Annotated in this window: 11 protein-coding genes; 1 reads left to right on the top strand and 10 read right to left on the bottom strand. The window is 34.2% G+C overall.

What is annotated here, in order from left to right:
- Positions 1-108: 108 nt before the first annotated feature.
- Positions 109-1803 carry a tetratricopeptide repeat protein gene (locus E0F98_RS07035; RefSeq protein ID WP_132109903.1) on the bottom strand — a complete coding sequence of 565 codons (1695 nt, stop codon included), beginning with the start codon at positions 1801-1803 and terminating at the stop codon, positions 109-111.
- A 587-nt stretch (positions 1804-2390) separates the two neighbouring features.
- Positions 2391-3206 (bottom strand): DUF1338 domain-containing protein, encoded by an 816-nt coding sequence (locus E0F98_RS07040; protein WP_132109905.1) that lies wholly within the window; start codon positions 3204-3206, stop codon positions 2391-2393.
- A gap of 186 nt (positions 3207-3392) precedes the next feature.
- Between E0F98_RS07040 and E0F98_RS07045 the strand changes: the two genes are divergently transcribed.
- A complete protein-coding gene (locus E0F98_RS07045) occupies positions 3393-3866 on the top strand; it encodes an Lrp/AsnC family transcriptional regulator (RefSeq protein WP_132109907.1) in 474 nt (157 codons plus the stop codon).
- Positions 3867-3920: 54 nt separating this feature from the next.
- Here E0F98_RS07045 and nagA read toward each other — a convergent pair whose 3' ends face one another.
- From nagA to E0F98_RS07085, 8 genes are all read right to left on the bottom strand, one after another.
- Positions 3921-5048, bottom strand: coding sequence for an N-acetylglucosamine-6-phosphate deacetylase (gene nagA, locus E0F98_RS07050; protein WP_132109909.1), 1128 nt, complete (start codon positions 5046-5048; stop codon positions 3921-3923).
- A 165-nt stretch (positions 5049-5213) separates the two neighbouring features.
- Positions 5214-7817 (bottom strand): family 20 glycosylhydrolase, encoded by a 2604-nt coding sequence (locus E0F98_RS07055; RefSeq protein WP_207917087.1) that lies wholly within the window; start codon positions 7815-7817, stop codon positions 5214-5216.
- A gap of 264 nt (positions 7818-8081) precedes the next feature.
- Positions 8082-9218 carry a sialidase family protein gene (locus tag E0F98_RS07060; RefSeq protein WP_132109911.1) on the bottom strand — a complete coding sequence of 379 codons (1137 nt, stop codon included), beginning with the start codon at positions 9216-9218 and terminating at the stop codon, positions 8082-8084.
- A gap of 109 nt (positions 9219-9327) precedes the next feature.
- Entirely contained in the window at positions 9328-10518 is a 1191-nt protein-coding gene (locus E0F98_RS07065) for an AGE family epimerase/isomerase (protein ID WP_132109913.1), read from the bottom strand.
- A gap of 312 nt (positions 10519-10830) precedes the next feature.
- A complete protein-coding gene (locus E0F98_RS07070; RefSeq protein ID WP_132109915.1) occupies positions 10831-12075 on the bottom strand; it encodes an MFS transporter in 1245 nt (414 codons plus the stop codon).
- 70 nt (positions 12076-12145) lie between these two features.
- Positions 12146-13279, bottom strand: coding sequence for a galactose oxidase (locus tag E0F98_RS07075; protein WP_243699206.1), 1134 nt, complete (start codon positions 13277-13279; stop codon positions 12146-12148).
- Positions 13280-13354: 75 nt separating this feature from the next.
- Positions 13355-14275 (bottom strand): dihydrodipicolinate synthase family protein, encoded by a 921-nt coding sequence (locus E0F98_RS07080; RefSeq protein WP_132109919.1) that lies wholly within the window; start codon positions 14273-14275, stop codon positions 13355-13357.
- A gap of 392 nt (positions 14276-14667) precedes the next feature.
- Complete coding sequence (locus tag E0F98_RS07085) at positions 14668-15900, bottom strand: ROK family protein (protein WP_132109921.1); 1233 nt, start codon at positions 15898-15900, stop codon at positions 14668-14670.
- Positions 15901-16093 lie beyond the last annotated feature (193 nt).

Below are 16093 nucleotides of genomic sequence, written 5' to 3' on the forward strand. Positions count from 1 at the left end.
AATTGATTTTGCAACTGTTTAATAATTTCGCATTTTTTGTTTTATAAACTGTATTAATTACGAAGAACGAAGTGTAATATTTAAATACGTCCAAAAAAGATTAAAAGCTTATATGTTTTCCAGAAAAACAATTAGGTTGTCTTTGTTTTCTAATCCTAATTTTTTTCTTAATCTATGCCTTCCAATTTCTACTGAATTAGCAGAGATATTATTAATATTTGCTATTTCTTTAGAACTAAGTTTAAGTTTAACTTGTACCGCTAACTGAATATCTTTATCAGTTAAATTAGGATATTTCTCTTTAAGTCTAAACAAAAAATCACTTTGCAGGGTTTCTACGTTGGCGTGAAATTGCTGAATATCTTCATTTAAGTCAAATTTAAAAGTGTACTCTTTTATAAGTGTATTGATGTCTTGTTTAAGTAAGTTTAAATCGGTAAATTTTAAATTTTTTAATGAATTTGCTAGATCCTTATAAATGTTAGTTCTTTGAGAAATGAATAAAGCTAGATTTGTAAGTTCCTTCGTTCGAAAATCCAATTTGCGTTCTAAATTCTCCTGTAAGAGAAATTGTGATTTTAGTTTTTCCTTCGAAAGTTTATGATTTTGTAGATAAATAGCTTTTTTCTTTTTTATATTATTCCACAACGAAGCTATTACTAGAATTGCTATGATTGCCAATAATATAGAACCAATCAACAAGGATTTTCTTTTCTGTGATTCCAATTGACGCTGTTGCTCTAATAACTTGATTTCAGATTCGCGTCGTTCTGCCTCATATAGAATTCGCATTTCAGCCAACTTTTCACTTTTATTGCTTGAGAAAACTTCAGAGTTTCCATTAGTATATTTCATATAAAAATTGAAAGCCTCCTTATAGTTATTTAATGCTAAATAATAATCGGACATAATTTTATCATTCTCTAAAAGCAGTTCCTTTTTATTACCCAATGCTTTAATAATAGTCTTAGATTCTTCTAACAATGAGTAGCATTGTTCATAAATTTTAAGCTTTAAATACACTACTGCAAGTTCATGAAGAATATAAACCTTTTTGTAGTCATATTTAATTTCACTCTCAAGATCCAGAGCAGACTCTAAGAATTTTTTGGCCAAATTGAGTTCATTTATTTTGCGATAGCAAATGCCCATATTTTTCATGGTTTCTGCGATTCTGTCCTTATTTTTAGAATCTTTTATTAGTTTTAAAGATTTTTTAAAAAAAAACAATGCCAAATTATAATCGCCTTTGCCATCATGAATTATTCCGATACTGTTATAACTGTATGCAATTCGCTGCTTGTCGCCTATTTTTTCATGTATGACTAAAGCTTGGGTATGATATTCTAATGCTTTTTCAAAATACCCAATGTCATAATATAACCAGCCAAGTGTACGTAGAGTAAAGGCGAGATCATAATCGTTTCCAATTACTTTTCGTATTTCTAAGGATCGTAGCCCGTATTGTAAAGCTTTATCATAGATATTATTAAACAAATAACTCTGACACAAATTTATTAGTGCTAACCCTTCTTGGTCTTTATTTTTCAACTCACTTGATAAACGTAAAGCTTCCGAGCCATATTTCATTGTTTTATTAGGATCAATGACCCAATATATTTCGGCAATTCTATTTAATAATGACAGTTTTTTTTCTCCTACAGATTTCGGCAATATTGTTAACAAACTGTCTAATTCAACCTGTGAATCACTTGGGTTTTCATCCCATATATTTTTCTGAGATCTGGCTGTGAAACAGACAAATATAAAACTAATAAGTAGGAGATGAGGGAGTTTTTTCATTGCAAGAAAGTTTTAAAAATAGAGTTATACTCTTTATTATATTGCTTGTAAGGCTTCAAATATCATCATTATTTATGTGTTTAAGTTCAATTGTGTGGACTTAAGATAAGGTGAAAACCCAATGTTTACTATTATGTTCATTGATACTATTGTAGTTATACTTTATAAGTAGTTCATTTCCTGATGTTTTGTCGAGTAATAATGCGGATAAATTTTGTAGAATTTGGTAAAGCGAACTATTGATTTTAAATCTTTTACGATTATAAAAACAAAACAGTAGGATATATCTGCTACATTGATTTGAATACGAGCAGCATTTTTTGTTGTTCCTCAAAAGGTATTGACTTTTTTACTTAGTTAAATGTCTAATTTTATTAAATTAACTTATGGTATTTTTACGATTTTGAGCATGCTTTTAGCAATTAAAAACAAGAATTTATCTAATTTTTAATTGCTGAAAAGGCTATACTTCAAGGGTTAAACTCTATTTTGTAGTCGTGTTAGAATTATTATTTGCTAATTATATTACTAGTTTAATATTATTAGGCGATATTTCTTTTTGACCGTTTTTTTCGAGTTAGACTTATTTATAAATTGTTTTGCAATTTTACATCTGTGCTTTCAAAAATTTTATCTGCTGATGAAGCGATAAAACCTTGATATAATTCTCCATTTGGCATAGGGTAGCGAAGTGCGAATTCGTAATAACAAGATGGAATTTGCATGGTGCCTTCATCAAAATTTACGCTATGTAAATCAGCAAGTGTGCTTGATTGTTCTAATAATTGTGCTGGAGTACCTTTGATTTTTCCTCCAGAAGAATTTAATTTCCACCCACTATTTTCTAAAAAAGTATTCAACTCCTCTAAACTATTAAAACCTTTTAAAGCATTTGCGTTGATCGTGAAGTGGTTTGCACGAAATCCATACACATACATCCAAGCAGCATATTCTGACTCTTCCAAAAGCAAATTGTAAACAACTTGGGATTTGGTTTTCCATATAGCTCCACTTAATACTAATTCTGGATTATTGAATGTTTCTGCATCACAACTATCTAAAATGTCTTTGACAGTTGACTGTAATTTTGGAGAACATTTCTCTAATTCTAATTCTGAGATAAAAATTCTTGGAGCATTTTTATCAGTTGAATGCTCATAATGCTTTGCAAATAATTTTTTTGATTCAAAAATATACTCTCCTTTTTGTTCATATCCAACTTCCAGAAAAAGTCTTTCTAATACATCGATATTAACTCGCTTATCGTTAAATGTGCGAATAGCGACATGGTCATTTTTTATTTCTTCTCCTTTTTTCTCTAATAAATCATGAATTTTTTTAGCGGATGGTGTAATTTCAGCGTATTGCTCCCACAATTTTGAAAGTAGTTGACTCTTGTTCATTTTTAACAGAATTAATATGTTATATCGACACAAATGTAGTGTGATTTGTGTCACAATGGCAACGATACAATATCATTATTAATAATTAGACATTTTGTGTCTTTTTTTATGTAGATTTGACATTAAAAAAAATAAATACCGCTGAGTAGTTGTCAAAATAACAACTTGGGGAAAAATAATTGTAAGATGACAAATACAAAACACAGTGATAGCACGGATTATTTAGATCAAGAGATTGTTAAAAAGCTCGATGAAAATGGTAGAATTCCCTTTTCTGAGATTGCAAAAGAATTAAATATTTCAAATTCCCTAGTTCATTTACGTGTTCGTAAAATGCAAGAATCTGGAATAATCGCTGGTTTTTCTGTTAAATTAAATGCGAAGCAAAGTGGTTTCGAAACCATCACTTACACAGGAATCACCGCCAAAGAAGCGCACTTCTCGTATTCAATTGCTGAACAGTTAAAATTAATTCCAGAGGTTGTAGAATGCCATTGGGTTTCGGGTAAATATGCGCTCTTTATAAAAATTGTAGCAACAAATAATGATGAGCTTCGAAAAATTTTATACGAAAGAATTCATCAAATTGAAGGCGTGGGCGGAACAGACTCTTTCTTTTCATTCGGATCCGCCTTTGAAAAAAATCTGCCTTTAAAATAAGAGGGTTTGTTTTCGAATGAAGGTGTCATTTTGGTATTAAAGCGAGCTATCTATTTAGTTAAAGCTGTTGCAATTCAAAGTTTCGACAATGGATAAATCATCATTAAACTGAACAAAACTCGCTGGAAAACCTAGTTTTATTTTTCCAATTTCATTTTCCATATTTATGGCTGCAGCAACTCGAGAAGTCGCCATTTTTATGGCTTCATCTGCAGAGACATTTAAATGGTTATAAGCATTTTGCACCGCTTCTTGCATCGAAATGCTGGCTCCGGCTAGATTGCCTTCTTCATTTCGATAAAAACCATTTTCTAGATGCGCATCAAAATTCTCCCATTTGAAATTTGAAACTTTCCGACCTAAAAAGGCGGCGTCACTAATCAAGAAAAATTTGTCTTTCTTTAACTTGTACGCCAGTCTTGCTGCTGCGTAATCGCAATGTGCTCCATCTAAAATAACTGGAGCATATACAGCATCATTTGCAAAAGTAGCACCTACTAATCCGGGTTCGCGATGGCCAAATTGAGTCATGGCGTTGAATAGATGCGTAACAAGTTTGATCCCTTTCGAAAAATAATATTGCGCTTGATCGTAAGTCATAGTAGAATGTCCCGCCGAAATCACAATTCCGCTTTCTAAAAGCATGTCTAATTGGTCTTCAGTAAAACATTCTGGGGCAATCGTTATAACTTTTATGACGTCTTTCCCATAACGGATGATTTCTTCTAGTTCAGAATTCGTTGGAGTTCGAACTTGATTCAAGCTATGCGCACCACGTTTTAAAGGGTTTAAAAAAGGTCCTTCTAAATGCATTCCTAATATTCCGTTTTTATGTTTTTCCTTATAATTGCGGATCGCTTCAATTCCTTGAAGTATGGTTTCATTCGAAGAAGAAATTAAACAAGGCAGAGTATGAGTCGTTCCATATTTCAAACTGGAATCATGAATGTCTTGAATCGTGTGCTCATTAGGGAATTGACTAAAATAATACTGCTCGCCACCATTAATTTGAATGTCGATAAAACCAGCAGCAATATGCTTTCCTTTTAAGTCAATTTCTGGAATATCATTTGGAATTTCTTTTTGAATACTGAGAATAATGTCATTTTCGATAATAATAACACCGTTGTCGATTATATCATCTCCAGTATGAATAACTGCATTTATAATTGCTTGTTTCATTTTATAATTCTTTTTTTACGAATTGAATAGATTTTCCTGACTGAAATATAAAAGATTCATTTTGTTTTTTTGAACCATATAAGACATTTAAATTTTACATTCTATGAAGTTATAAATTTATGTATGGCTCTGAAAATTGCTTAATTTATAGTATTGTTTTTATAGTTATTCATTTACAGGTACAAAAGTAAACATGTATTTAACCGGATTTTGCCAATTCATTCCTTTAAATGAGCCAACCGGTAATTTTACATTAACTGTATTCCATCCTTTTTTTAGAGGAATCAATGTTGGTTCCCTAAATTCATAGCCTTCATCAATTAGCGGTATTTCTAAATTTCCTTTTTGCGCAGGGCGTTTCCACAGTGGCGGATTGACCAAATGATTATTTACCCAAACTGTGCTATTTAAATTATTCCAAGTACCAGCTGCAGGCGAATCCGTGTTCATCGAGCGGGATAGATTATTAAAACCGACCCAAAATTCTTGCTCTTTATCTTCATCGCTCCAAATTTTTGTTTGAGCATACCAAGTCGTATTTTCCTTTGGCTCCTTTATAATTCCCGAAATTAGTGGTGCCCACCAATGTCTCATTACTACAGTTCCGCCAATAGCTTTGTACGTTGGTTTTTCTTTGGATGTATTGAATTTTACATTTTCAGGTAAAAAAGTTTTAGTTAAATTACCTTTGTTATCAAAAGGGCCATAAATGTTCCACGCTAAATCAGCTTGCTTTTGATACGTGAAATCTAATTCTTTAAAATATTGTTTTTTGTGATCCAACAAACGATTTTCGAACTCAGAAAAAGCAGTAGCTCTTTCAGTTTCTGGTTCGCCAATAGTTGCTGTCCAACCTTCAGAACCCCCACCTCGCCAGCTGCGTTCTGCAAAAGCCAACATGCCTGGATAAACTGGATTCATTTTCATAACATCATCACCATTTTCTAGCGCTCTATCATTCCACACACATACAATTCCGCCTAAAGCATTTTCATTACCTTCAGTTAAATTACATATTTGACGATTGAAAATAGTCACTACACTTTCTAAGGGATCCATGTGGTTTAAATACAAATGCCTTGAATCTAGATATTTTATATTTTTGTTTCTACTTACATTCGTAGCGCCTTCCATCCATAGTTGGCGAATTACACTATCAGTAAAATTTCCGCCAGGTTCCCAGCCAATCACCTTTTTACCTAGACTTTCTGTTAGGGCAATAACTTCGGGTAGAAAATTCTGATTGGTGATTTTTACTTCATCGGCACCCAAATGCAAATACGGAACATCGTAAGTCGCGCAAAATTCTTTGATTATATTTTTTACAATTTCTAAGCCTTTATCACTTTGCATATCTACGCCCATTGCTCTCTTGAATGCAGCACTGTGACCCGGCATATCAATTTCAGGAATTAAGGTGATGTAACGTTCTTTGCAATATGCTATCAATTCTTTTAAGTCATTTTCTGTGTAATATTCGCCTTTATCGCGAAGCATGAATTCTGGATTTGTTAGCTCCGGATACAACTTACTTTGCAAGCGCCAAGCAATATCTTCGGTAGGATGAAAATGAAAAATATTCATTTTATAAGCTGCCATGACATCAATCTGTTCTTTTAGCAGTTTCATAGATTGGTAATTTCTACCTACATCGACCATAAAGCCACGCCATGCAAATGCAGGCCAGTCTGTGATTTCAGCCGCTTCTACAGCAACATTATCACGCATCAACTGCAGTAAAGTTTGAACTCCGCTATAAATACCGTTAGACGTATTTGCAGTTAGTATAATTTTATCGGAAGTAGTTTTTAGATTATAGGCTTCTGCAGCATTTAAAGCAGCATTTACATTTCCTAATCGAAGGGTAATATAGTTTTCTTTGTTAGGCTTTTTGCTTGTTATTTCGGCGCTTAAACCTTTTTGCTTCATTGCTTTTTGCAATACCAATGCTTCTTTTTGTAAAGTTGCATTTTCGACAAAAATGGTATTGGTAGCCGTTAAAGGGTAATAGCCATTATTCCAAGTTAGTTGTTGTGGTTTGGGCAGTAAAGCCGCTTTGGTTTCTAAATGATATACATAAGGATAAACAAGACGTTTCCATAACAAATAACCTTCGCCATTAAGATGTAATCCGTCATTCGTTAGTTGTTTTGCCATTTTTCCATTCCCATCAGAGAACGCTGTGTATAGGTCAATAAAAGTATAATTGTAATCTTTGGCATTCTGCTTAAGACTAGCATTTAGTGATTTTATTTGTTCTCCTTTACCAGTGTGACCATCAAATTTTTTATAGACATCATTTACAGGCAAAATACTTTGGATGTATATTTTTGTCGAAGGGCTTTCTTGTTTCAGGAATCTAGCAATTTGAATAATGTTTTTAAAAATACTGTCGGTAGCAGTATTTCTTGCCAAATCATTCACTCCAATTAATAAAAAGACCTTCTTTGGTTTACGATTAGTTATTTCGTCTAAACGGTTGAGCACTCCGGCTGTAAAATCACCGCTAATTCCGCGATTTTTTATTTGGTTATCCGCAAATAACTCACTCCATTCTGCACCATCTGATATGCTATTTCCTAAAAAAACAATATCATTTTTCGTCTTAGGCAAAGTCTTAAAATGACTTACCCTTTGATGATAATAAGTCGAAAATAGACTTTCAGGAAAGTTGCTCTTTTTGATTTGAGCTTCGATATTAGCTGTAATGAAAAACAGCACTGTAATAATGACAGAATAAGTCCAATTGTATTTTTTAAAATTGTGCATGATAGACAGTATTAATAGTAGCTGATTACACGTTAAAAGCTAGTGAATTTGTAATTTCGGTTGTTTTCCTGCAAGGTTTTCAAAACCTTGTAGGTATAAATTTCTTCGAACCATACAATAGGGGCTGTTTTTTTTTAATCAAAACTAGTAACAGACAATAGTTACAATTCTTCAAATATAATACCTAAAGGATCAAAAACGACCTTGCAGAATATTTAGAAAAAACCCTCCAAAAATTAAGAATTCTTGGAGGGTTAAAATTAATTATTTCATTTTCTTTTTAGATGCTTTTTTAAACTTATCCTTTCCATCTGTTAACCATTTTAAAGAAAAGCTAACGAATTCATTTTTAGTATGTTCATCTTTTTCGAAAAATACCGCTAGGTCGCCATTTTTTAATACGGTAAGCGACGAATAGGCCGAGCTTCCAGCATAAATGGTTTTTCCTTCTGACCATGTTTTTCCTTCGTCATAACTGATACGAACATTTAAATTCATGCGCCCTTTTTCCATTTTTGCATTCGAGAAAATGATTCTGTCTTTATTATATCCATCCGCTTTTGCAGTGTATCTGATAATACTTCCGTTACAACTTGGATCAATTAATGCTGGCTCTGGTTTACTTGTCCATGATTTTCCTTCATCTGTTGAAGTGTGAACATAACGCATTTTTCCGCCATTAACTCTTGCGTTCACCATCCAAGATCCATCAGCTAATTCGATGATTTTTGATTCATCAGCTGGTTTTATTGGCGTATCAATAAAGTACCAAGTTTTACCGTGGTCATCACTTCCAAAGATGAATAAACCTTTACTTAGATTAACTAAAGTATGTAAAAGTTTTCCATCTCTAGTTTGAATTCCGCGACCTGAGGTGATAAATTTAAAATCTTTATGCCATTCAGGTTTTGCAATCTGCTTTGTAATATCTTCTGGTTTACTCCAAGTTTTTCCGTTGTCCTTACTTTTTACTACGTGTAAATAATAAATATCTCTTTCTTTTTCAAAATCCATGAAATTATAGAAAAGGATAATTTCTTTAGTATCTCTATCTACAATCATCGAAGGATCGGAAGCGGATAGTCCCAATGGAAAATTAACTACAGTTTCAATTCCAGACCATGTTTTGCCATTGTCAGCACTTCGTCTTACAACAATATTAATGTCACCGCTTCGGTTTAGATCACCGCAGTTAGGAACACGCTCATCGATAGCAGCGATAAGATCGCCGTTTGGGGCTGTAACAATTGCTGGAATTCGGAAGCAGTTAACGCCTTCAACCATTGAAGTATTAAATAAGTCCTGATGTGAGATTACACCATCTGCGATTTGGTACTTTTCATTTTGGGCCGAAAGACCTATTACGGTAATCAATAAAAGCGATGTGAAAATTTTTCTCATAATAAAAATTGTTTAATGTTAGTGTGTGTTGTTTGTCTAGTAGGAATATTAAACTAATCTCCAATCTTGTAATTTTCCATCCGACTATCTCCAGAATAGACAGCTGTATTTATAGTTGTTTATCCAAATGTTCTTTCAATATTTCTAAGCAATACCACTCTTGTCTTGGTAAATGGAACGGCCCTTTGAACATGTTTCCTTTGGCAGTTTGAGCGATAGTTCCGTCTTTGTGAAGGTATCCAAACCACTCTCCATTTTCCTTATCGTGAAATTTATTGTACGCATAATCATGAACTAACTTATGCCATTCAGCATATTTTGCGTCGCCAGTCATAGTATATGCAAGAAGCGTTGCAATAATCACTTCGTTATGTGGCCACCAAAATTTCATGTCTTGCCAATATTCTTGCACCGGTTTGTTGTACACATCACGGAAATACAAAATTCCGCCATGCTCTTTGTCCCAACCACGTTCCCACATGTAATCTAGCATTTTGCAACCTAACGCAATTAATCTAGGATCATTATTTCTGTATTTAGCTTCATGTAAAATAAACCAAGCACCTTCAATCGCATGTCCTGGATTTAAAGTACGTCCGTCAATGTGATCAATAATCGATCCATCAGGCGCTACTTGTTCCATCACACATTTTATATCGTCTTTTACAAAATAGGTTTCAATTTCGTTTATCCATGTATCAATCCATTCGTCGCAACGCGGATCCCCAATAGTTTCTCGTAGTTGCTGAGCTGTATTCATCATAATCATGGGTACTCCAATTCCTTTTGAAGGACGAGTCGAGGTGAATTTAGGCGCTAACAATCCAGGAGTTGTGGAGTATTCGATGCATTTCCCAAATAAATAACGCGCTTTTTCGGCAGCCGCTTCGTCACCACTTGCTTTTGCATAAGACGCCATAGCGATAACCGCAAATGTTTCTGAGAAATAATAACGGCGTTTGCGTATCGGTTGTCCTTCGCGGGTTACGTGAAAGAACATTTGACCATCAGTGTCAAAACAATGATTGTTTAAAAAATCAATTCCTGACTTAGCACCATCTAGCCATTCTTGTTTAGGTTCAACCGTATTGTATAGCGTAGATAAAAGCCAAGCAGCACGACCTTGAATCCATACCGCTTTATCATCATCAATTAGACTTCCGTCTTGATCTCGCATTAATAAATAACCGCCAAATTCGGTATCTATCGAGCGTGGAAACCAAAATGGAACCGTGTCATTTAATAATTGATTTTGGTAAAAATCTTTTAAACCCTGTAGATCTGTCGTTGAATAATTCATCTCTTAAAAGTATTTTTAGTTGGATTTGCGTAAATCCATCTGCTTATTTTAATTATTTGAAGCAGCTTTTTAGGCGCTCCATATGTTTTATATTTTATTAAGATATATTTCAAAAGTGCCAAATAGATTTGCTAATTCGACTTATAAAAAAAACCTTTTTAAACCTTGTTAAATCTAATTTTTCGGTTTAAATAGTCTATCGAAAAGTCGAAATATGACATTTCGCCTTAACAGATAGAACTAACCAAAACAAAACTCAGAATATTTTAAATTATATGATGTGTGTCTTTTAACAATTATTCGAATGAAATATTATTCGTCTACAAAGTCATTTACCTTGGGACGTAAGAAACTTATTTGGACGATTAACGCAATCAAAACAACTCCTGCCATAAAAGCGAATCCATTGCCTAATGTTCCACTATCAGAATATTTTCCTAATAGCGAAGTTACTAATGCACCGCATCCAACTCCAGTCATGTTTAGAACGCCATAGGCTGTTGCTCTGTATTTTGAAGAAACAAACTGACAAAGAATAGGCATATTATTAGCGTCAAACATACCGTAACCAATACCGAAACAAAGTGCAGCACCGACAACACTAATTAATGAGCCTCCAAAACCAATAAATAATAATGCAGGGATAGTTAATCCCAGACCTATGGCACTGGTGTAAACTCTTCCTTTAATATTTTTTTCAACCCATTTATCAGATAAAATCCCTCCAAAAATAACACCTATAAATGCAGATACTGATATGGTAATGGTTGCTAAAGGACCAGCTTGTTCCATCGGTATATTTAAGTTTTGAGAGAATAGGGTAGGGAGCCAGTTTTTAGTTGCCCAACCGGGTAAGCTTGGAATAGCAAAATAGAACAGGATAATCCAAAAGGACATATTTGTGAATAAAATACTCAAGCCTTTTAAGACTGACGCTTTTTCTTTTGCAGGTGAATCAGCAGTGGCTTTCGGGGTAGATTCAGGATGTTTAAATTCTACTAATAAAAAGACTAAAACAACTGAATATACGATTCCGATTAAACCAAAATAATGAAAAGTGGTATGCCAAGAAAAAGAAGCTGCGATTGTTGCTCCGAATCCACCAATTGCAGAACCCATATATAGTCCCGTCATGTGAATTCCAATGGCCAGTGATCTTGTTTTTTGTTGGTGGTAATCAGCGATCAAAGACAAACCAGCAGGAATGTATAAGGCTTCACTAACTCCCATTAAGGCTCTTAGCCAATATAATTGATTGTAAGTCGTTGCCAAGCCCATTGCATAAGTTACGGCTGACCAAACAAAAAGGCTGCCTACAATTAACCATTTTCTATTCATCTTGTCGGCGATGATTCCTGATACAGGACTCATTAAAGCATAAATCCACAGGAATATGGCCATTAGTCGGCCAAAATTCTCACCCGAAACTAATTCTGGGATATCGGTTTCCATTGAAGGTCGCATGGTTGCCAGCATTTGTCTGTCCATGTAGTTCAGCAAAGCGACAATCCATAGTAAGGCCACGACAACCCAAGGATAATATTTTGATTGTTTCATATTTAGGTTTTCTTTTTTTGGTTTTTTGGTTGCTGCTTCCGCAAAGAAATAGCTAGGGTAACAAATATTTTTATTTCTTGATTGCACCTAACATCACATTAGGGGTGCGAATTCCAGGTTTAATTTCCCCGTTAGACAGGATTATTTTTTTATCCCATAAAACAGCTGGTGTCGTAACATGTGGTAAAAATGGCAATTCGCCTATTTTAGACCATTGATCCGTAAGGGTATTGTACAATAAGATTCCGTTATAAAATCCTGGGTGATTTGTCACTAAATTATTTTTCTTAGCAATGAGGTCGGCTTTCAACTCAGGGGATTCTGCTTTCGCAATTTGAGATAGATAGGTTTCGATTTGGTGAAAAATCTCACCATTGTCTCCACCAACAATTAATACAGAATTAGTTCCTACGGCAACTCCGGCTCCCGCTGAAAAGTTAGTACTGCTTTTTCCATCAGAAATTGTTGCTGCAGCTTCCCAGCTTTGTTTTTTTAGATCGAAAACAAAAGTAGTATTGTGTAAATCACTTATTCCCGAAGCTGTTTTTGTTCTTCCACCTACAACATAGATGTTAGTGCCGTTTTTTCCTTTTTGAGCAACGGCAACTGAATTGGCTAAAGCCATAGGAAGTTTTGGCAAGGTTTTCCACTGTGAATTTTCCTCATTCAAATCTAGACTTGCAAAGATATCAGATGATTGTGTTGCCTGATCTCCTCCAACTGCATAGACAACATTACCAATGTTAGTAAGCGCTATGTTTGTGATTGCCAAAGGGAAATCCGCTAGTGATTTTGTTTCCACTTCTTTTTTGGTTGCATTCCATTTTAATAAAAACGATTTATTAGAAAGTCCATTTTCATTTTCTCCACCCACATATACCACGCCTAAATCAGTAGAAGTGGTTCCACAGTAAGCGATTGGTTCTGCTAGCTCACCTTTTACTGCTGCAATCCAAGTAAATTTGTCTTTGCATTTTTCAAGTACATGAATCGTTTTCGAATAACTTTTCTTTCCTCCTTCCCAAGGCATTTTATCAGGAAAATTAGCACCACCAGTGACAATTAAAACATCATTGCTAACGCCGTTAATTGCACCTGCGAAGCCTATTGAAAGACTGCCATCTGTATTGTGCAATTGTGCAGCTGTTGTCCAATCCAGCTGTTTTACGGCTGTTTTTTGAGAAAATGCGTCAGTTGTTGACATAAGTAGGGAGATAAAAATTAGAGAAAAAATGGATTTATTCATCGTTATTATTTTAAAATAAAACGTGCGATTAGATTATTTTGATTTGAATTCGTCAAAATTTAAACTAGCTACATCTTTTTTGAACAATTCAAATTGTTCAGCGCTCATGTTTTTAACCGGCAATCTGAATTCACCTAAATCAAATCCTACTGTTTTCATGTAAGCTTTCCCTACTGAGATTCCGCCGTATTTTCCTAACAAGCGAATCATGTCAATTGATTTTTGTTGTAAAACACGTGCTTTAACTAAATCATTAGCATTGAAAGCATCGATCAAATCGTAATACAGTGGAGCGGCATAATTAAATGTGCTTCCTACAGCACCTTTGGCGCCTAACACTAATGCAGAAAGCATGTTTTCATCACGTCCCCATAGCATATCGTATTTACCATTTTCATAGCTCATACAACTTTGGTAATCCATGAAATCTTCATGTGTGTATTTTACTCCAGCGAAGTTGTCTAATTTTCCATCTAGTGCTCTCACTAAATCGAACATTGGTAAGTTTACTCCAGTCAGTACTGGAATATGGTAGTAATAGAAAGGCATGTTAGGTACTTCTTTTCCTACTTCGATACATACTTGTGCTAGCATGTCAATGTTTGCCGGTTTAAAATAAAACGGTCCAGTCAAAGAAACTGCGTATAAACCTATTTCGTATGCATGTTTGGCTAATTCGATACAATCAGCAAGACAAGTACCTGCTAAAAATGCCATTACTTTAAAGTCGGGATCCTGATTACTACAATCAGCCCAAGCTTGAGCAACTGCTTTCTTTTCGGCCATAGTTGTAGAGACTCCTTCTCCTGTAGAACCATTTATAAATGCGCCCGTCACTCCGTTTTGTTTTAGAAAAGAATAATAACCGGGAATTAAACTAACATCTAATTTTCCGTTACTGTCAAATGGTGTAAATGGAGCTGAGATAAGACCTTGTAAGTGTTGAATTTTCATAATATGTTTTTTTATTTTCTTTAGTATTAGGTGCAGTCCAAAAAAGTACAATTTTAGACTGTAGAATATAAATATGTAGATAAAAGAATACCGAGATATTTTTATTATCGCAACAATATGTATTGGCTATAACTGATTTATAATCTAACCACTGTTAATTTTTAGTGTTGAATTATAAATCTATTTCTTAGATAGTGTTTTTTAGAAACCCAATTGTATTTAATCGAACTCTTTTCTGCCTAAACTGATGCAGATGATTTTTTTGTAACGAAAAAGGTGCTCTAATGCTTTATAAATGATGTGTTTACTATTAAAAAGTAAACTTACAAAATATTTTAATAAAAGAAGCGTATTTATTAAAATATTTTAATAACAAAAAGAAGAAAATAAGTTTAATTGTTAATTAATGTGGAAAGCATTCTTTCTTTCACCACACAACAGGCACCAATTACGCCTGCTCGATGTCCTAAATTTGATTTCTTTAGCTTGACATCTCTGTTCACTAATCCTAAAGAATATTTCTTTAAGGCTGATTGAATAGGTAGTAAGACATATCCTCCTAATAGTGAAAAATCTCCACCGACAACTAATAATTCTGGATTGAAAATATTGAGAATCATGGACAAATAACGGCCCATTTTTTCACTTTGTTTAGAAATTAAATCGACACATAAGCTGTCTTCTAGGTTCAATGCGCCCATAATTATAGCATGATGTTGTAAATCATTTGAATCCTCATCAAGCACTACTTGAGAATGCCTTCCTGCTGCAATAGCCTCTTTAAATTGATTTACTAAAGCCCAGCCCGATATTTCAGTTTCGAGACAGCCTATTTTTCCGCACTGGCACAAAAGACCATTGTCAAAAATGTTACTGTGACCAAATTCTCCTGAGTATCCTGATTTTCCATAGTAGAGTTGGCCGTTAGTTATAATTCCTATTGCCACACCCCAACCGTAGTTTACATAAATTACGTCTTGTTCTTCATCAACAATGCCTTCGCGGTATTCACCAAAAGCCATTGCTCTAGTATCATTTTCTAAGCGAACAGGTATTCCTAGCTGCTCTGAAATGATTTCGCTTAAAGGCTGGTTTTCACTAAAAAAGAAGTTGTAGCTGAATCCTTCCATCGAATTAATTCGACCAGATAAGTTGATACAAGCTCCAACAATCATTTTTTTATTTACTGAGCTGTCTTCTATAAAGGAGTTGATCAGGCTGCATAACTCTAAAAGGGATTCTTGTGTGTTTTCGAGAACAAAGGAAGTTCCTAATTCGATACTAACAAATTCATTTTTTATATTTTGCAATCCAATAGACATGTTGCTTCGGCCCACTTCTATTCCTAGAAAGTAAGCGCAAGTTGGATTGATACTATATAGAGAGGGGCGTCTGCCGCCACTATTGGTAATTTTCCCCATATCTACGACATAGCCTTCAAGCAGTAACTCATTGACTGCCTTAGTAACCGTAGGGACACTTGATTGCAGTTCAGACCCTAACTCGGCAATGGTTGCATTTCCGTAAGATAGTAGACGCTTTACTATTGATTGTCTCAACATGTGCCACTTTTGTCCCGAAAGACTGTTGTCAGTACTCACGTCTAAAATATCCTTTAAGCTCATTTTTAATCGTTTTTAAAATAATTTGAGGTGCTTGATCACAAACTTACTATATTTTTTTAAAACTGATATAGAATTTGTACAACTATTCTTATTTGTAGTTAATCCACTTTTCTTTATAATTAGAATCAGTTTTCGCAGAGAAGAAATACAGAAAAGCAAACTAAAAAAAAAATCCGGCAAATTAATATTATTT

Origin of the sequence: Flavobacterium hiemivividum (genome assembly GCF_004349145.1) — a bacterium.
GTDB lineage: Bacteria > Bacteroidota > Bacteroidia > Flavobacteriales > Flavobacteriaceae > Flavobacterium > Flavobacterium hiemivividum.